13 protein-coding genes are annotated in these 17827 nt (G+C 70.4%); all 13 read left to right on the top strand.

Going from position 1 to position 17827, the window contains the following annotated elements:
- Window positions 1-9: 9 nt before the first annotated feature.
- The 13 genes from ACFYS8_RS08775 (at window position 10) to ACFYS8_RS08715 (ending at window position 17767) form a co-directional block, all read left to right on the top strand.
- A complete protein-coding gene (locus ACFYS8_RS08775) occupies window positions 10-867 on the top strand; it encodes a methyltransferase domain-containing protein (RefSeq protein ID WP_387637749.1) in 858 nt (285 codons plus the stop codon).
- 61 nt (window positions 868-928) lie between these two features.
- Window positions 929-1138 (top strand): SPOR domain-containing protein, encoded by a 210-nt coding sequence (locus ACFYS8_RS08770; RefSeq protein WP_387637746.1) that lies wholly within the window; start codon window positions 929-931, stop codon window positions 1136-1138.
- 80 nt (window positions 1139-1218) lie between these two features.
- The gene (locus ACFYS8_RS08765; protein WP_387637743.1) at window positions 1219-1689 is read left to right on the top strand and encodes a CYTH domain-containing protein; all 471 of its coding nucleotides are present in this window, start codon (window positions 1219-1221) and stop codon (window positions 1687-1689) included.
- 45 nt (window positions 1690-1734) lie between these two features.
- Window positions 1735-2130 carry an NUDIX domain-containing protein gene (locus ACFYS8_RS08760; RefSeq protein WP_387637740.1) on the top strand — a complete coding sequence of 132 codons (396 nt, stop codon included), beginning with the start codon at window positions 1735-1737 and terminating at the stop codon, window positions 2128-2130.
- A 216-nt stretch (window positions 2131-2346) separates the two neighbouring features.
- Window positions 2347-5157, top strand: coding sequence for a SpoIIE family protein phosphatase (locus ACFYS8_RS08755; protein ID WP_387637738.1), 2811 nt, complete (start codon window positions 2347-2349; stop codon window positions 5155-5157).
- A 75-nt stretch (window positions 5158-5232) separates the two neighbouring features.
- The gene (locus ACFYS8_RS08750; protein WP_387637735.1) at window positions 5233-7773 is read left to right on the top strand and encodes a SpoIIE family protein phosphatase; all 2541 of its coding nucleotides are present in this window, start codon (window positions 5233-5235) and stop codon (window positions 7771-7773) included.
- 201 nt (window positions 7774-7974) lie between these two features.
- Entirely contained in the window at window positions 7975-9879 is a 1905-nt protein-coding gene (gene typA, locus ACFYS8_RS08745; protein ID WP_387637733.1) for a translational GTPase TypA, read from the top strand.
- Window positions 9880-10224: 345 nt separating this feature from the next.
- Complete coding sequence (locus tag ACFYS8_RS08740) at window positions 10225-11850, top strand: ABC transporter substrate-binding protein (protein ID WP_387637730.1); 1626 nt, start codon at window positions 10225-10227, stop codon at window positions 11848-11850.
- A 138-nt stretch (window positions 11851-11988) separates the two neighbouring features.
- On the top strand, window positions 11989-12915 hold the full coding sequence (locus tag ACFYS8_RS08735; protein WP_387637728.1) for an ABC transporter permease: 927 nt from the start codon (window positions 11989-11991) through the stop codon (window positions 12913-12915).
- Window positions 12908-13831: an ABC transporter permease gene (locus ACFYS8_RS08730; RefSeq protein WP_387637725.1), complete on the top strand. Its 924-nt coding sequence runs from the start codon at window positions 12908-12910 to the stop codon at window positions 13829-13831. The genes ACFYS8_RS08735 and ACFYS8_RS08730 overlap by 8 nt, the downstream gene beginning before the upstream one ends.
- A gap of 17 nt (window positions 13832-13848) precedes the next feature.
- Window positions 13849-14901, top strand: coding sequence for an ABC transporter ATP-binding protein (locus tag ACFYS8_RS08725; protein WP_387637722.1), 1053 nt, complete (start codon window positions 13849-13851; stop codon window positions 14899-14901).
- Window positions 14894-15910, top strand: a complete 1017-nt coding sequence (locus tag ACFYS8_RS08720; protein WP_387637719.1) for an ABC transporter ATP-binding protein — start codon at window positions 14894-14896, stop codon at window positions 15908-15910. Before ACFYS8_RS08725 ends, ACFYS8_RS08720 begins: the two co-directional genes overlap by 8 nt.
- A gap of 234 nt (window positions 15911-16144) precedes the next feature.
- Window positions 16145-17767: an ABC transporter substrate-binding protein gene (locus ACFYS8_RS08715; protein WP_387637716.1), complete on the top strand. Its 1623-nt coding sequence runs from the start codon at window positions 16145-16147 to the stop codon at window positions 17765-17767.
- Window positions 17768-17827 lie beyond the last annotated feature (60 nt).

Below are 17827 nucleotides of genomic sequence, written 5' to 3'. Positions count from 1 at the left end.
GTCCGACCCATGGAACGTCTTCCTATCCTGGGAGGGTCGTTTTCGAGGGAGAGGGGAACCGCCGTGGCCGGCTACACCCACGGGCACCACGCCGCCGTCCTGCGCTCGCACCGCACCCGCACCGCCGCCAACTCCGCGGCCTATCTGCTGCCCGAACTGCGCCCCGGGCAGCGGCTGTTGGACGTCGGTTGCGGGCCCGGCACGATCACCGCCGACCTGGCCGACCGGCTCGGCCCGACCGGCCGGGTGATCGGCATCGACCCGTCCGCCGAGGTGCTCGCCCAGGCCGCCGCGCTCGCCGCCGAACGCGGGCTGGAGCGGCTGACCTTCGAGGCCGCCGACGTGTACCGACTCCCGTACGCCGATGCCTCGTTCGACGTGGTGCACGCCCACCAGGTGCTCCAGCACCTCGCCGACCCGGTCGCCGCGCTGCGCGAGATGCGCCGGGTCACCGCCCCCGGCGGGGTGATCGCGGTCCGCGACGCCGACTACGCCGCGATGGCCTGGTACCCCCAACTGCCCGAACTGGACGAATGGTTGGCGCTCTACCGGAAGACCGCCCGGGCCAGTGGCGGCGAACCCGACGCCGGCCGCCGACTGCTGTCCTGGGCGCACGCCGCCGGGCTGACCGACGTCCGGCCGTCCTCCGGCACCTGGACGTACGCCACCGAGGCCGAACGTGCCTGGTGGTCGGAGAGCTGGGCCGAGCGGACGGTGCACTCCAACACCGCCGCCACCGCCCTGGCCGAGGGCCTCGCCACCCCCGCCGACCTGGACCGGATCGCCGCCGGCTGGCCCCGCTGGGCCGCGCATCCGGACGCCTGGTTCGCCGTACTGCACGGTGAACTCCTGGTGCGCGTAAGCTAGTTGGCCCCGCCGAGCGGTCCGACCCGCCCCCCATCGGGCCGGACCGCTACCGTGTGGCGCCATGGGACAACCGGACCGCACGCCCGCCACGCACCGCGTCATGCGGCAGGACGACAACGGCAATCGCTTCCTGCTCGCCCGCGGACTCACCCGCCCCGCCGCCGAGGCCCTGGCCGCCGAGTACGAGTCCCGCGGTCACAAGCAGCTCTACTGGATCGAAGCCGAGGACCCCGACGGACCCGCCCAGCCCGAGGGGACCCGCGCCCCGTAGCTTCCGGGCCCTGCCGCCCGCGGCCGCGTAGCGTGGCGGCCACCGGGAGAGCCGGAACGCGGAGCGAGGAGGGCCTTTCGTTGGCTGAGGAGATCGAGCGCAAGTTCCTGGTGCCGTCGGGCGAAACCGTCCCCGACGGGCGGGAGTTCGAAGTCCGGCAGGGCTACCTGGTGATCGGGCCGGAGGGGTCCGAGGCCCGGGTGCGCGACCAGGGCGGGGCGTGCTCCCTGACGGTCAAGCGCGGCACCGGCCTGGTGCGCGGCGAGTGGGAGACCCCGCTTACCGCCGAGCAGTTCGAGGCTTTGTGGCCCGCCACCGAGCAGGCCCGGGTCGCCAAGACCCGCCGGGTGGTGCAGCTCGGCCGGTGCGAGGCCGTGGTCGACACCTTCCACGGCCGGCTGGCCGGACTGCGCACCGCCGAGGTCGAGTTCACCGACCGGGAGGAGGCCGCCGCCTTCACCCCGCCGCCCTGGTTCGGACCCGAGGTCACCGACCGCCCGGACCTGAAGAACCAGCACCTCGCCACCGCCGCCGGGCCGCCGAGCCCCTGACATAGGGTCGGGAGCCGACGAGCGGTACGAACGGCAAGGGCGGCCATGGCAGAGCTGATCGACACGGTGGCGTGGGTGCGACTGGAGGGCGGGCGGATCCTCTGCGCGCGCCCCCGCGGCAAGGACGTCTTCTACATCCCCGGCGGCAAGCGCGAGGGCGACGAGACCGACCTGCAGACGCTGACCCGCGAGATCGCCGAGGAACTCACCGTCGCCATCCGCCCCGACACCGTCACCCACGCCGGCACCTACCACGCCGACGCCCACCCGGGCGGCCCCACCGTCCGGATGGCCTGCTACCGCGCCGAATACACCGGCACCCTCGCCGCCAGCAGCGAGATCGAGGACGTCGAATGGTTCGGCTACGCCGACCGCGACCGCGTCCCCCCGGTCGACCAGCTGCTCTTCGACGACCTGCACCGCGACGGCCACCTGCACTGAGCACGGGAGACCCCGGCCGCGCAGGGAAATGCCCGTTCTGTACGCCAATCGGACAGACGACCCGTATGCCGGGATAGCTGCGCGTTTCCCTGGGTATGGCAGTGTTCGGCTTGATTCGTCACGATCAGTGGGCCGGGTTCGGCGCGGCCGTGGCGACGGCCCATGCCCCGGCAGCCCGTCGGCGGCGTGTTCCAGCGACGGCCGGAGGCCCCGTAGGTGGCGAAGCCGGGTGACGGCGGGGAAGAGCACGAGGCGTCGGGCCTGCCCCCGCGCGGGCCGCGGCGGCCGAGCGGCCCCGCACTGCCCCGGGGCGCCGACCGGTCCGGCAGCGCGGCCGCCCGCGCCCGCCTGCGCCGCCGCCCCGGCCACGAACCGCCGCCGCCCACCCCCGGGCCGTCCGCCGGCCCCGTCGCCGGGCAGCGCCCCGCCGGGCTCGAACCGTCCGCCCGGAGCAGCGGTACGTCCCGCGGCCGCCCCGCCCGGGCGTTCCCCGGCGGGCCCGGCCAGTACCCGGCCGCGCGCTCCGAGGCCGCGCCGACCACGCTGCACCCGAGCCGCCGCACCGAGGGCGGCAGCCTGCTCGACGTGGTGCGGGTGGCGATCGTCATCCTGGACACCGCGGGCCGGGTGGTGCTGTGGAGCCCGACCGCCGAGGAGATGCTCGGCTGGCCCAGCGAGGTGCTGGTCGGCCGGGCGATCGAGGACCTGCTGTCCGACCCGGCCGACCAGCAGCGCGCCAGGGCCGCCCTCCAGGAGACGCTGAGCCGCGGCTCCTGGCACGGCTTCACCGGCATCAGCGACCGGTACGGCATGCCGGTCGAGGTGGAGGTCCGGCTGTCGCTGCTGGTGGACGGCGACGGCGCGCCCTACGTGCAGGCCGCGCTCACCGAGGCCGCCGCGCTGCGCGCCGTCGAACGCGACCTCGCGGTCCGCGACGCGCTGTTCGAACAGTCCCCGCTGGGCATCGCCGTGCTGGACACCGACCTGCGCTACACCGCCGTCAACCGCACGCTGGCCGAGATGAACAACCTGCCCGCCGAGGCGCACATCGGCCGCACCACCGGCGAGACCATGCCGGAGCGCTCCACCGACGAGATCACCGCCCTGCAGCGCCAGGTACTGGCCACCGGCGAGCCCGTCATCGACGTCACGCTGGCCTCGCCGAACAGCGGCCGGGGCGGCTACCGGTCGATCTCGTTCAGCCGGATGACCGACCGGGCCGGCCGGGTGCTCGGCATCTCCGGCACCGCGATGGACGTCACCGAGCGCTACCGGGCGGTGGCCAAGGTGGAGGGCGCCCGGCGGCGGCTGTCGCTGCTCAACGAGTTCGGCTCCCGGGTCGGTGACCTGCTGGACGCCTCGATGATCGCCCAGGAACTGGCCGGCGCGGTGGTCCCGCGGCTGGCCGACTACGCCGCGGTGATCCTGCTGCAGGCCGTCGCGCACGGTGACGACCTGCCCCGGCACGGCCACGACCGGCGCACCTCGCTGCTGCAGCTCGGCGTGGCCGGCGTCGAGGACGGGCCGGCGGTGGAGACCATGCTCCGGCGCAGCGCCCGGATCACCTTCGAGGACGACTCGGTGTTCGGCCGCGTGCTGCGCCGCGGCGTCCCCGAACTGCTCACCGGCGCCGAACTGGAGGCGCTGTCCTTCCCCGGCGACCCCAAGGTGGAGGCCGCCCGCGACCTCGGCATCCACTCCCGGCTGGTGGTGCCGCTGCGGGCCCGCGGCATCGTGATCGGCCTGCTGGTGGTCAGCCGGGCCGGCTACCGGGAGGGCTTCGACCGCGACGACCTGGCCTTCACCGTCGAACTCGCCGACCGGGCCGGCAGCTCGCTCGACAACGCCCGGCTGTACGCCCGCGAGCGGACGGCCGCGCTCACCCTGCAGCGCACCCTGCTGCCCCAGCAGGTGCCGCAGCCGGCCGGCGTCGAGGTGGCGTACCGGTACGTTCCGGGCTCCAGCGGCACCGAGGTCGGCGGCGACTGGTTCGACGTCATCCCGCTGCCCGGCGAGCGCACCGCGCTGGTGGTCGGCGACGTGATGGGCCACGGCCTGCGGGCCGCCGCCACGATGGGCCGGCTGCGCACCGCGGTCCGGGTGCTGGCCGCCCTCGACCTGGCGCCCGAGGTGGTCCTGCGGCACGTCCACGAGCTCGCCGACGACCTCGCCCAGGGCCCCGACGAGGCCCTGCTCGCCACCTGCGTCTACGCGGTGTTCGACCCCGCGCGGCGCAACCTGACCGTCACCAAGGCCGGCCACATCCCGCCGGTCCTGGTGGTGCCCGGCGCCGACGCCGAGCCGGCCCGCTCCGGCGGCCCGCTGCCCGGCGGCGCCGGCCAGGTGCTCGACCTGCCCTCCGGTGCGCCGCTCGGCGTCGGCGGGGTGCCGTTCGAATCCATCGAGATGGAGATCCCCGACGGCAGCCTGCTCGCCCTGTGCACGGACGGGCTGGTGGAGTCCCGGGACAAGGATCTGGACGTGGGACTCGGGAGGTTGATCAGCGTGCTCGAACAGCCGTACGCCTCGATCCAGCAGGCGTGCGAGGCCGTCCTCGACACCATGGAGCAGGGCCGCGAACCCGACGACGTGGCGCTGCTGCTGGCCCGGCTGGGCCGGGAACGGGAGGACGCCCCCACCGCCGGCTGGACCCTGCCGGCCGAGCCGACCGCGGTCTCCCGGGCCCGCCGGCTGGTCCGCCACACACTCGCCGACTGGGGCGCCGAAGCACTCACCGACACCGCCGAACTGCTGGTCAGCGAACTCGTCACGAACGCCGTCCGGTACGCCAGCGCCCCGATCGGGGTCCGGCTCACGTTCGGCGAGGTGCTGCTGGTGGAGATCTCCGACCCGCTGCCGGACCCGCCCCGGGAGCGGCACGCGAGCGCCGGCGACGAGGGCGGGCGCGGTCTCGAACTGGTCCGCCGGCTCGCGCTGCGCTGGGGAACCAGGGCGGAGGGGCTGGGCAAGGTCGTCTGGTTCGAACTGGCAGACTCGGACGTTCAACCACCCGAGTCGATGTTGTGACGTTGAAGGGCGTGTGCGTCCACGCCCGAATGATGAATACTCGGACATCGAAATACTCGGTCGTCTCGACACCGGATGGGCGCGCGGGTTGGAGGGGTCGGTCCGTTGAACAGCTTCCCGGCACGGAACACGACGCACGGCAGCAGCGGCCGAGCCGCACTGCCGGAGCAGCCGGGTGCCCCGACGGTGCCTGCCACCCTCCCTGACGGCTGGGAACAGGCCTCCTCGGGCACCATCTACGACTACATCCGGGTCGCCACCTTCGCGATCGGCCCCGACGGGCGGATCGCGCAGTGGAGCGACCGGGCCGCCGAATTCTTCGGCGTGCCCGCCGCCGAGGCGGTCGGCGCGGACCCGATCACCGCGTTCGTCCCGCGCGAACTGTGGCAGCGCGGCCGGGCCCGGCTGGAACGCATCCTGTCCGGCGAGGAGTGGGTCGGCACCGCCCCCTACCGGGACCTGTCCGGCGCGGAGAGCCTCGCAGAGGTCTACGCGATGCCCGACAGCGCCGACGGCTCCGCCACCTGCCTGGCCGTCGACCTCGGCCGGCTGCGCGCCATCGAGACCGACCTGGCCGCCTCCGAGGCGGTCATCGGCCAGACCCCCACCGGGTTCTTCCTGTTCGACACCGACCTGAAGCTGCAGCGCGTCAACGCCGCCTTCGCCACCGGCGTCGGCCGCAGCCCCGCCGCCCTGCAGGGCCTCGCCCCCGGCGACGTGTTCCGGCCCTCCGACGCGGACCGGCTGCTGCTCGCCCTGCGCAAGGTCCTCACCGGCCAGGAGCCGGTCCTCGACCTGCGGCTGTCCGGCCCCGCCCGCCCCGGCCGCCCGGCCGCCCGCGAGGACGACCGCACCTGGGCCGTCTCGCTGTACCGCCTCACCGCCGCCGGCGGACGCCCGATCGGCGTCGCCGGACAGGTCCAGGACGTCACCAGCCGGCACATCGCCGAACGCGAGGCCGCCGGCGTGCGCCGCAGCCTCGCCCTGCTCAACGAGGCGTCCACCCACATCGGCTCCACCCTCGACCTGGAGACCACCGCCAAGGAACTGCTCGACGTGATCGTCCCGCAGTTCTGCGACGTCGCCACCGTCGACCTGTACACCGCGCTGCTCACCGGCGACTCCTCGCTCACCGCCAACCCGGAGAACGGCGAACTGCGCCGGGTCGCCGTCTCCAGCGTGGTCGGCAACGCCCCGTCGGTGCTCGGCAGCGAACGCGGCGGCGTCCGGGTCGCCGAGGCCGGCGGCACGCTCTGCTACCCGCCGCGCTCCCCGCACGCCCGCGCGCTGCGCACCGGCCGCAGCGTCGTCCCGCAGCCCGGGCCCGACCCGCTGCTGCGCTCCACCCTGGTGGTGCCGCTGGTCGCCCGCGACCAGGTGCTCGGCCTGGTGCAGCTGTCCCGGGCCATCGGCAGCGAGCCGTTCGACGCCCGCGAGGTCGCGATCGCCGAGGAACTCGTCGCCCGCGCCGCCGTCTGCGTCGACAACGCCCGGCTGTACCGCCGCGAGCACGAGCGCGCGCTGATCCTGCAGCGCAGCCTGCTGCCCCCGGGCAACCCGGCCGCGTCCGGCCTGGAGATCGCCCGCCGCTACCTGCCCAGCAACAACAACACCGAGGTCGGCGGCGACTGGTTCGACGTCATCCCGCTGCCCGGCAGCCGCACCGCCCTGGTGATCGGCGACGTGATGGGCCGCGGCCTGCGCGCCGCCGTCGCGATGGGCCAGCTGCGCACCGCCGTGCGCACCCTGGCGATGCTCGACCTGGACCCGGAAGAGGTGCTCTCCGCCCTCGACGAGATCGCCCGGGGCCTCGGCAACGACGACGCCGAACCGGACCGGGCCGGCGCCGAGGTCTACCTCGCCACCTGCGTGTACGCCGTGTACGACGCCGTCAAGCAGCGCTGCACCTTCGCCAACGCCGGCCACCTCCCGCCGGTGCTGCTCGCCCCCGGCGAGCGCGCCCGGATGCTCGACGTGCCGCCCGGCCTGCCGCTCGGCGTCGGCGGCGAACCGTTCGAGGAGGTCACCGTCGACCTGCCCGAGGGCGCCGTCCTCGGCCTGTACACCGACGGACTGGTGGAGTCCCGCAAGCACCAGCTGGACGAGGGCCTGAAGGCCTTCCGCACCGCCCTCACCAACGGCTCCGACCAGTTGGAGGAGCTCTGCGACCAGGTGCTGGAGGAGCTCAACCCGCACCACGGCGAGGACGACATCGCGCTGCTGATGGCCAAGGTCCACGCGCTGCCCAAGGGTTCGGTCGGCGACTGGCGGCTGCCGCCCGAGCCGACCTCGGTCGCCCGGGCCCGCGAGGCCGCCTGCGGCTGGCTGCTGGAACGCGGCCTCGACGAGCTCGTCGACACCTCCGAACTGCTGGTCAGCGAACTCGTCACCAACGCCCTGCGGCACGGCCGCGGCGAGATCCGGCTGCGCCTGCTGCGCGACAAGACCATGGTCTGCGAGGTCTGGGACGACGCCTACGCCCAACCGCGCCAGCGCCGCGCCCAGGAGACCGACGAGGGCGGCCGCGGCCTGCAGCTCGTCTCGCTGCTGGCCGAGCGCTGGGGCAGCCGCCGCACACCCAAGGGCAAGATCGTCTGGTTCGAGCTGTCCCTCTAGGCTTCGGCGTCCGTTCGTACCGGAAGCGGGTGCCGGGCCGTTGTGATTCAAACCTCGACCGGCTGCCCGTTTCTGCTCCATTGCGGGCTTCCCCGTACGATGGGGAGAAGCCGAGGCATGTGCCGTGCCCGGTGGGTGGACCGGTGAATGCTGACGCGGGCCGGGCACCGTGACCCACGATTCCGGGAGAATCAGCGCCGCATGCCCACGCGCAACGACATCCGCAACGTCGCCATCGTCGCCCACGTCGACCACGGCAAGACCACTCTGGTCGACGCCATGCTCAAGCAGGCCGGTGCTTTCGCGGCCCACCAGCAGCTCGACGACCGCATGATGGACTCGAACGACCTGGAGCGCGAGAAGGGCATCACCATTCTCGCGAAGAACACCGCGGTCAAGTACCACCCCAAGGACGGCGGCGCGCCGATCACCATCAACATCATCGACACCCCGGGCCACGCCGACTTCGGTGGCGAGGTCGAGCGCGGTCTGTCGATGGTGGACGCGGTCGTCCTGCTGGTCGACGCCTCCGAGGGCCCGCTGCCGCAGACCCGCTTCGTGCTGCGCAAGGCGCTCTCCGCGCGCCTGCCCGTCATCCTGTGCATCAACAAGACCGACCGTCCGGACGCCCGGATCGACGAGGTCATCAACGAGACCTACGACCTGTTCCTGGACCTGGACGCGGACGAGGACCAGATCGAGTTCCCGATCGTCTTCGCCTGCGCCCGTGACGGCGTGGCCTCGCTGACCAAGCCGGAGAACGGCACGGTGCCGGCCGACTCCGAGAACCTGGAGCCGTTCTTCTCCACCATCCTGGAGCACGTCCCGGCCCCGACCTTCGACGAGAACGCCCCGCTGCAGGCGCACGTCACCAACCTGGACGCCGACAACTTCCTCGGCCGCATCGCGCTGCTCCGCGTCGAGCAGGGCGAGCTGCGCAAGGGCCAGACGGTGGCCTGGATCAAGCGCGACGGCTCGATCCAGAACGTCCGCATCTCCGAGCTGCTGATGACCGAGGCGCTCACCCGCAAGCCCGCCGAGGTGGCCGGCCCCGGTGACATCTGCGCCGTCGCCGGCATCGGCGACATCATGATCGGTGAGACCCTCGCCGACCCCGAGAACCCGATCGCGCTGCCGCTGATCACCGTCGACGAGCCGGCGATCTCGATGACCATCGGCACCAACACCTCGCCGCTGGTCGGCAAGGGCGGCTCCGGCAAGGGCGCGGACGCCAAGTCCGCCGGCAAGGTCGACCGCAAGGTGACGGCCCGCCAGGTCAAGGACCGCCTGGACCGCGAGCTGATCGGTAACGTCTCGCTGCGCGTGCTCGAGACCGAGCGTCCCGACGCCTGGGAGGTGCAGGGCCGCGGTGAGCTGGCGCTGGCCATCCTGATCGAGACCATGCGCCGGGAAGGCTTCGAGCTGACCGTCGGCAAGCCGCAGGTCGTCACCCGCGAGGTCAACGGCAAGACCCACGAGCCGGTCGAGCGCCTCACGGTGGACGTCCCCGAGGAGCACATGGGCGCCGTCACCCAGCTGATGGGCATCCGCAAGGGCCGGATGGACAACATGTCCAACCACGGTTCGGGCTGGGTCCGGATGGAGTTCGTGGTGCCGTCCCGCGGCCTGATCGGATTCCGGACGGAGTTCCTCACCAACACCCGCGGCACCGGCATCGCGCACTCGATCCACGAGGGCTACGAGCCGTGGTTCGGCAACCTGACGACCCGTAACAACGGTTCGCTGGTCGCCGACCGCTCCGGCGTGGTCACCGCCTTCGCGATGACCAACCTGCAGGAGCGCGGCGTGCTGTTCTGCGACCCCGGCACCGAGGTGTACGAGGGCATGATCGTCGGCGAGAACTCGCGCTCCGACGACATGGACGTGAACATCACCAAGGAGAAGAAGCTCACCAACATGCGTTCCTCGAACGCTGACGTGGCCGAGTCGATCGTCCCGCCGCGCAAGCTCTCGCTGGAGCAGTCGCTGGAGTTCTGCCGCGAGGACGAGTGCATCGAGGTGACCCCGGAGACCGTGCGCATCCGCAAGGTCGTCCTGGACGCCAAGGACCGCGGCCGCACCGCGTCGCGCGCCAAGAAGGGCTGACGCCCGCCAGTTTCGGCCGACCGGCCGGTGTCCTTCGGGACGCCGGCCGGTCGTGTTTTTGGTGACTCTCCGTCATGGACGGCCAGAGAGGGGGTGTTCGTTAATCGGACGTCACTGATCGTCATCTGTGACAACTGTCCGTTTCGCCCCTGTCTGGCTATGTCTGTAATGTCCGATTTTTGAGATTCATCCAACATTCATGTGACCAAATTGAAATCTGGATTGGTCAATTCCGTATCCAAGGGTGACCGATAGTGGGTGCAGTCGAGCTCGGGTCGAGGCTCCTGCGCAGGGGTGCGCGCCAGGCCGCGAGCGATCTGTAACACGATTTCAGGAGGCACACCCATGCGCGGTGCCAGCCAGGCCAAGTGGGTTGTCGCGGCCGTCGCGGTCGCCCTCGCCGCCACTGCTTGCGGCAGCGGCTCTTCGGACGGCGCTTCCGGGCCGGCCAACGCTCAGGGCACGTTCAGCTACCAGAGCACCGAGCCGCAGAACCCGCTCCAGCCCGCCAACGCCATGGAGGTCGGCGGCGGTCGCGTCATCAAGAACCTGTTCAAGGGTCTGGTGGACTACGACCCCAGCAACGGCCAGCTGCGCAACCAGGTCGCCGACAAGATCGAGACCACCGACGCGCAGAACTACACCGTCACCCTGAAGTCCGGCTGGACCTTCCACGACGGCACCCCGGTGACCGCGCAGTCCTTCGTGGACGCCTGGAACTGGTCCGCCAACGTCAAGAACAACCAGATCAACTCCAACTGGTTCTCCGACATCCAGGGCTACGACGCGGTCCACCCGGCCAAGGGCGACCCGACCGCCGACACCATGTCCGGCCTGAAGGTCGTCGACGACACCCACTTCACCATCGCGCTGACCGGCCCGGTGTCGTACTTCCAGTACAAGCTCGGCTACACCGCCTTCGCGCCGCTGCCGAAGGTGTTCTACACCGACCCGGCGAAGTACGGTCAGGCGCCGATCGGCAACGGCCCCTACAAGTTCGTCTCGTGGGAGCACAACAAGGCGATCACCCTCGCCGCCTACGACAACTACGCGGGCGTCGACAAGCCGAAGAACGGCGGCGTCGTCTTCAAGAGCTACTCGCAGCCCGAGGCCGCGTACAAGGACCTGGTCTCCGACAACCTGGACGTGCTGGACCAGGTCGACCCGAGCGACCTCGCCTCCTACAAGAGCGACCTGGGCGACCGGGCCGTCGACCAGCCGCAGGGCTCCATCCAGGCGCTGTCCTTCTCGCTCTACCAGGACTCCTGGAAGGGCCAGGACAAGGCCAAGGTCCGGCAGGGCCTGTCGATGGCGATCGACCGCGACACCATCACCAAGACGGTGCTCAACGGCTCCCGCCAGCCCGCCAACACCTGGGTCGCCCCGGGCGCCATGGGCTACAAGGACAACACCTGCGGCGAGGCCTGCACCTACAACCCGGCGAAGGCCAAGCAGCTGATCGCCGAGGGCGGCGGCGTCCCCGGCAACAAGATCACCGTGCTGTACAACTCCGACGGCGGCCACAAGGACTGGGTGGACGCGGTCTGCAACTCCATCCGCCAGGCCACCGGCGTGGAGTGCGTCGGCGACCCGAAGCCCGACATGAAGAGCGCCCGTGACCTGATCAAGGGCAAGAAGGTCGACGGTCTGATGCGGACCGGCTGGCAGCAGGACTACCCGCTGAACGCCAACTTCCTGCGCGACGTGTACGGCACCGGCGCCGACGCCAACGACGCCGGCTACTCCAGCCCGGAGTTCGACAAGCTGGCCGCCGCGGCGGACAAGGCCACCACCGTCGAGGAGACCGCCGCCCTGTACCAGCAGGCCGAGGCCCAGCTGGCCAAGGACATGCCGGCCATCCCGCTCTGGTACTACAAGACCACCACCGGTTACTCGAAGAACGTGCAGAACGTGAAGTACGACTCGTTCGGCGACCCGGTGTTCACCCAGGTCGAGGTCAAGCAGAAGTAACCGAGCCGGCACCGCGCGGCTCGAACCGACACGGCCGGTGTCCGTCCCCGCCCCACCGGGCGGACCGGCACCGGCCGTTGTCACGCCAAGAACTCTGATCGGGATGACGGCCCGTCAGAGCAGTAAATTGGAGGCACGATGGGGCGCTTTGTCGCTAGGCGACTGCTCCAGATGATCCCGGTGTTCCTGGGCACGGTCACGATCATTTTCTTCATGACCCGCATGCTGCCCGGCGACCCGGCGGCGGCCATGTGGGGAGACAAGGCCGCCGACCCCGCACAGCTGGCGGCGTTCAAGCACCGGATGGGACTCGACGTCTCCATCGGCCAGCAGTACCTCAACTACATGGGGGACCTGTTCCGGGGAAACTTCGGTGAGACCCTGTCCGGCCGCAAGGTCGTCGACGTCATCGGTGAGGCCCTTCCGGTCACCATCCGACTGGCGCTGCTGGCCTTCCTCTTCGAGCTGGTGGTCGGCGTCGGCATCGGCCTGCTGGCCGGCCTGCGCCGCGGCAAGGCGTTCGACAAGAGCACCCTGGTGTTCACCCTGCTGCTGATCTCGATCCCGGTCCCGGTGCTCGGCTTCATCTTCCAGAACGTCTTCGCGATCCAGCTCAAGTGGATCACCCCGACCGTTCAGGACTCGATGAACCTCGGCCAGCTGATGCTGCCCGCCATCGTGCTCGGCTCGCTGTCCCTCGCGTACGTCGCCCGACTGACCCGCACCTCCATCGCGGAGAACATCAAGTCGGACTACATGCGCACCGCGATCGCCAAGGGCCTGCCCCGGCGCAAGGTCATCGGTACCCACCTGCTGCGCAACTCGATGATCCCGGTGGTGACCTTCCTGGGCACCGACCTCGGCGCCCTGATGGGCGGCGCGATCGTCACCGAGGGCATCTTCAACGTCAAGGGCGTCGGCAACGCGCTGTACCACGCCATCAACCTCAACGAGGGCGCGACCGTCTCCGGTTTCGTCGTCGTGCTGGTGCTGGTGTACCTGGCCGCCAGCCTGATCGTCGACCTGCTCTACGCGGTCCTGGACCCGAGGATCCGGTATGCCTGACCTGATCGAGAAGACCGCCCCGGCGCAGGGCTCCGCCGAGCCCAAGCCGGAGAAGCCCCGCAGCCTCGGCTCGGACGCCTGGCACGACCTGCGCAAGCGGCCGATCTTCATCATCTCGGCGGCGCTGATCGTGCTGCTGATCGCCTTCGCGATCGCCCCCAGCCTGTTCACCTCGGTGGACCCGCGGGCCGGCGACCTGCGCCTGCACTACCTGAGCAAGCCGAACTACCTGCACTTCTTCCAGGCGGACTGGTTCGGCTACGACGGCCAGGGCCGGTCCATCTACGCCCGGATGATCTACGGCGCCCGCGCCTCCGTGGTGGTCGGCATCTGCGTCACCGCCGGCGTCACCATTCTCGGCGGCCTGGCCGGCATGGTCGCCGGCTACTACGGCGGCTGGGTCGACGCGGTGATCTCCCGGGTCACCGACATGTTCTTCGGCATCCCGCTGCTGCTCGGCGCGCTGGTCGTGCTGAACGCCTTCACCACCCGCACCGTCTGGTCGGTGGTCTTCGCCCTGGTCGCCCTCGGCTGGACCCAGATGACCCGCGTGATGCGCGGCTCGGTGATCACCGTCAAGCAGTCGGACTACGTGACCGCCGCCAAGGCGCTCGGTGCCGGCACCGGCCGGATCATGCTCAAGCACATCCTGCCGAACGCGATCGCCCCGGTGATCGTGGTCGCCACCATCGCGCTCGGCGGATACATCGCCACCGAGGCCACGCTGAGCTTCCTCGGCATCGGCCTGCAGGACCCGACCATCTCCTGGGGCATCGACATCAACTCGGCCCAGAAGGTCCTCCGTACCGCGCCGTTCGCGCTGTTCTTCCCGGCCGGCATGCTCAGCATCACCGTGCTGGCGTTCATCATGCTCGGCGACGCGGTGCGCGACGCCCTCGACCCGAAGCTGCGCTGAGAGAGGCGGCCCGCATCATGACCACCGCACCCGAGAAGACCACTGCCACCAAGGACCGCCTGGTCCCCGGCACCCCGCTGCTCGAAGTCCGCGACCTGCACGTCGAGTTCAAGACCCGGGACGGCATCGCCAAGGCCGTCAACGGCGTCAACTACTCGGTCGCCGCCGGCGAGACCCTCGCCGTGCTCGGCGAGTCCGGCTCCGGCAAGTCCGTCACCGCGCAGACCATCATGGGCATCCTCGACATGCCGCCCGGCCGGGTAACCGCCGGCGAGATCATGTTCCGCGGCCGGGACATGCTCAAGATGTCGAACGAGGAACGCCGGAAGATCCGCGGCCGCAAGATCGCGATGATCTTCCAGGACGCGCTGTCCTCGCTGAACCCGGTGCTCTCCGTCGGCTACCAGCTCGGCGAGATGTTCCGCGTCCACGAGGGCGCCTCCCGCAAGGAGGCCAAGGCCAAGGCCATCGAACTGATGGACCGGGTCCGCATCCCCGCCGCCGCGCAGCGGGTGAACGACTACCCGCACCAGTTCTCCGGCGGCATGCGCCAGCGCATCATGATCGCGATGGCGCTGGCCCTCGAGCCGGACCTGATCATCGCGGACGAGCCCACCACCGCGCTGGACGTCACCGTCCAGGCGCAGGTGATGGACCTGCTGGCCGAGCTCCAGGCCGAGTACCACATGGGTCTGATCCTGATCACCCACGACCTCGGTGTGGTCGCCGACGTCGCGGACAAGATCGCCGTCATGTACGCGGGCCGGATCGTCGAGACCGCCCCCGTGCACGACCTGTACGCCAGCCCCGCGCACCCCTACACCAAGGGCCTGCTCCGGTCGATCCCGAGCCTCGACCAGAAGGGCGAGGAGCTCTACGCGATCAAGGGCCTGCCGCCCAACCTCTACAAGGTCCCGGCCGGCTGCGCGTTCAACCCGCGCTGCGACGTGGCCACCGACCTGTGCCGCACCGAGATCCCCGCCCTGCACCAGGTCACCGACCGGGACGGGGCCGAGCTCGCCGGCCGCAAGAGCGCCTGCCACTTCTGGAAGGAGACCCTCCATGGCTGAGCCCATCCTGGAGGTCCGCGACCTGGTCAAGCACTACCCGCTCACCCAGGGCGTCCTCTTCAAGAAGCAGGTCGGCGCGGTCAAGGCCGTCGACGGCGTCTCCTTCACCCTCGACAAGGGCGAGACCCTCGGCATCGTCGGCGAGTCCGGCTGCGGCAAGTCCACCCTCGCCAAGGTCCTGATGAACCTGGAGCGGGCGACCGCCGGCCAGGTCCTCTACAAGGGCGAGGACATTTCGCGCCTGTCGGGCTCTGCTTTGAAGGCGGTGCGGCGCAACATCCAGATGGTGTTCCAGGACCCGTACACCTCGCTGAACCCGCGGATGACGGTCGGCGACATCATCGGGGAGCCGTTCGAGATCCACCCCGAGGTGGCTCCGAAGGGCGACCGCCGCAAGGCCGTTCAGGATCTGCTGGACGTGGTCGGTCTCAACCCCGAGTACATCAACCGGTACCCGCACCAGTTCTCCGGCGGCCAGCGTCAGCGCATCGGCATCGCCCGCGGTCTGGCGCTGAAGCCGGAGATCATCATCTGCGACGAGCCGGTCTCCGCGCTGGACGTGTCGGTGCAGGCCCAGGTGATCAACCTGCTGGAACAGCTCCAGAGCGAGTTCGAGCTGTCCTACATGTTCATCGCGCACGACCTGTCGATCGTCCGGCACATCTCCGACCGCGTCGGCGTGATGTACCTCGGCAAGATCGTCGAGATCGGCACCGATGCCGAGATCTACGAGCACGCCACCCACCCCTACACCCAGGCGCTGCTGTCCGCCGTCCCGGTGCCCGACCCGACCGGCCGCGAGAGCCGCGAGCGGATCATCCTCACCGGCGACATCCCGTCCCCGGCGAACCCGCCGTCCGGCTGCCGGTTCCGCACCCGGTGCTGGAAGGCGGAGGAGCGCTGCTCCACGGAGCTGCCGCTGCTGGCCGTTCCGGAGCTGCTGACCGGCGAGGCCAAGCACGAGTCGGCGTGCCACTTCGCTGCGGAGCGCGAGGTCGCGGCGGCGTAGCGCACAACCACGGGCACGAGTAACCAGGCACCCATCAGCCGGGTCGCGATCAACGGCAAGTCATTGCCCGCGACGCGATCTTGCTGGTGGGTGCCTTCCGCTTCGCGCAGTTCCTCGCGCCCCTGGTTGTGCTCTCCCTGGTGTGCTCCGTCCGGCTGCGCTGTGGTCGCGTGACCGCTCGGCGGCACTTCTCATGAGGTGAGATGCGTCATGCACCCTTGAGGAGGAAGCTCCATGCCTTCAGGCACCCGTGTGCGCCGGGCCGTGGTCAGTGCGACGTCCGTGGCCCTGATGGCCACGGGTTGTGGTGGTGGCGGCAGTTCGAGCAACGGTCCGTCGGATGCCGCCAAGACGTTCACGTACCAGGGCTCCGAGCCGCAGAATCCGTTGCAGCCGGCGAACGCCAACGAGGTTGGTGGCGGGCGCATCGTGCAGAACCTGTTCAAGGGCCTGGTGGACTACGACCCCGCCACCGGGAAGCTGCGCAACCAGGTCGCGGACACCATCGACACCACTGACGCGCAGACGTACACCGTGGCGCTGAAGTCGGGTTGGACGTTCCACGACGGGACGCCGGTGACGGCGAAGAGCTTCGTGGACGCGTGGAACTGGGCGGCGAACACCAAGAACAACCAGATCAACAGTTCGTGGTTCGAGGACATTCAGGGCTACCCGGACGTCCACCCGGAGAGCGGCAGTCCGACGGCGGACACCATGTCGGGGCTGACCGTCCAGGACGGGACGCACTTCACGATCAAGCTGAACCACAAGGTCTCGTACTTCCCGTACAAGCTGGGGTACGTGGCCTTTTCGCCGCTTCCGGAGGGGTTCTACCAGGACCCGGCGGGCTACGGGCAGAAGCCGGTGGGCAACGGGCCCTACGAGTTCGTGAGTTGGGACCACAACTCGCAGGTGGTCACCAAGACGTTCGCCAACTACCAGGGGGTGGACAAGCCGAAGAACGGCGGCGTGGTGTTCAAGATGTACACCAACGCGGAGGCGGCCTACGCGGACCTGCAGTCGAACAACCTGGACGTGATGGACCAGGTGCCGCCGTCGGCACTGGCGAACTACAAGGGAGATCTGGGCTCTCGGGCGATCGACGCTCCGCAGGGTGGGATCCAGAACGTCGGGTTCACGCTGTACCAGCCGGAGTGGCAAGGGGCGGACAAGGCCAAGGTCCGGCAGGGACTGTCGATGGCGATCGACCGGAACACCATCACCAGAACGGTGCTCCAGGGTTCGCGGGCGCCGGCGTCGGCGTGGGTCGCGGAGGGGGTGGAGGGCTACAAGGCGGGGACGTGCGGGGACTTCTGCACGTACAACCCGGACAAGGCGAAGCAACTGATCCAGGAGGGCGGTGGCGTCCCCGGGAACTCGCTGAAGATCACCTACAACGCGGACGGCGGTCACAAGGAGTGGGTGGACGCGGTCTGCAACTCGATCCGGCAGACGACCGGGGTGAACTGCGCCGGTGACCCGAAGACCGACTTCAAGACCGCCCGGGCGGCGATCACCGGGCACCAGATCAACGGCATGTTCCGGACCGGCTGGGTGCAGGACTACCCGTTGAACGCGAATTTCCTGGCGGACGTGTACCGCACCGGCGCGGCCTCGAACGACACCGGCTACTCCAGCCCGGAGTTCGACAAGCTCGCCACGGAGGCCGACAAGGCCGCGTCGATCCAGGACACCGCGACCGGCTACCAGCAGGCCGAGGCGCAGCTGGCGACGGACATGCCGGCCATCCCGCTCTGGTACTACCGGACGAACTCCGGCTACTCCAACAAGGTGCAGAACGTGTCGTTCGACTCCTTCGGCAACCCGGCCTGGACCCAGGTCGAGGTCAAGAGCTGATCCCGTCCGGCGCCGGCCCCGCCCTCCCCGCACGGAGGGCGGGGCCACACCGGTCACCCC

The organism is Kitasatospora sp. NPDC004615, from assembly GCF_042873545.1.
Taxonomy (GTDB): domain Bacteria; phylum Actinomycetota; class Actinomycetes; order Streptomycetales; family Streptomycetaceae; genus Kitasatospora.
The sequence above is the reverse complement of the archived record's forward strand: the minus strand, read 5'-3'. Positions and strand labels throughout refer to the sequence as shown.

Bases quoted from the DNA above. Each gene is read 5' to 3' on its own strand.
- ACFYS8_RS08775 (WP_387637749.1), top strand. From the start codon at position 10: ATGGAACGTCTTCCTATCCTGGGAGGGTCGTTTTCGAGGGAGAGGGGA.
- ACFYS8_RS08770 (WP_387637746.1), top strand. From the start codon at position 929: ATGGGACAACCGGACCGCACGCCCGCCACGCACCGCGTCATGCGGCAG.
- ACFYS8_RS08760 (WP_387637740.1), top strand. From the start codon at position 1,735: ATGGCAGAGCTGATCGACACGGTGGCGTGGGTGCGACTGGAGGGCGGG.
- ACFYS8_RS08750 (WP_387637735.1), top strand. From the start codon at position 5,233: ATGGGCGCGCGGGTTGGAGGGGTCGGTCCGTTGAACAGCTTCCCGGCA.
- typA (WP_387637733.1), top strand. From the start codon at position 7,975: ATGCCCACGCGCAACGACATCCGCAACGTCGCCATCGTCGCCCACGTC.
- ACFYS8_RS08740 (WP_387637730.1), top strand. From the start codon at position 10,225: ATGCGCGGTGCCAGCCAGGCCAAGTGGGTTGTCGCGGCCGTCGCGGTC.
- ACFYS8_RS08735 (WP_387637728.1), top strand. From the start codon at position 11,989: ATGGGGCGCTTTGTCGCTAGGCGACTGCTCCAGATGATCCCGGTGTTC.
- ACFYS8_RS08730 (WP_387637725.1), top strand. From the start codon at position 12,908: ATGCCTGACCTGATCGAGAAGACCGCCCCGGCGCAGGGCTCCGCCGAG.
- ACFYS8_RS08725 (WP_387637722.1), top strand. From the start codon at position 13,849: ATGACCACCGCACCCGAGAAGACCACTGCCACCAAGGACCGCCTGGTC.
- ACFYS8_RS08720 (WP_387637719.1), top strand. From the start codon at position 14,894: ATGGCTGAGCCCATCCTGGAGGTCCGCGACCTGGTCAAGCACTACCCG.
- ACFYS8_RS08715 (WP_387637716.1), top strand. From the start codon at position 16,145: ATGCCTTCAGGCACCCGTGTGCGCCGGGCCGTGGTCAGTGCGACGTCC.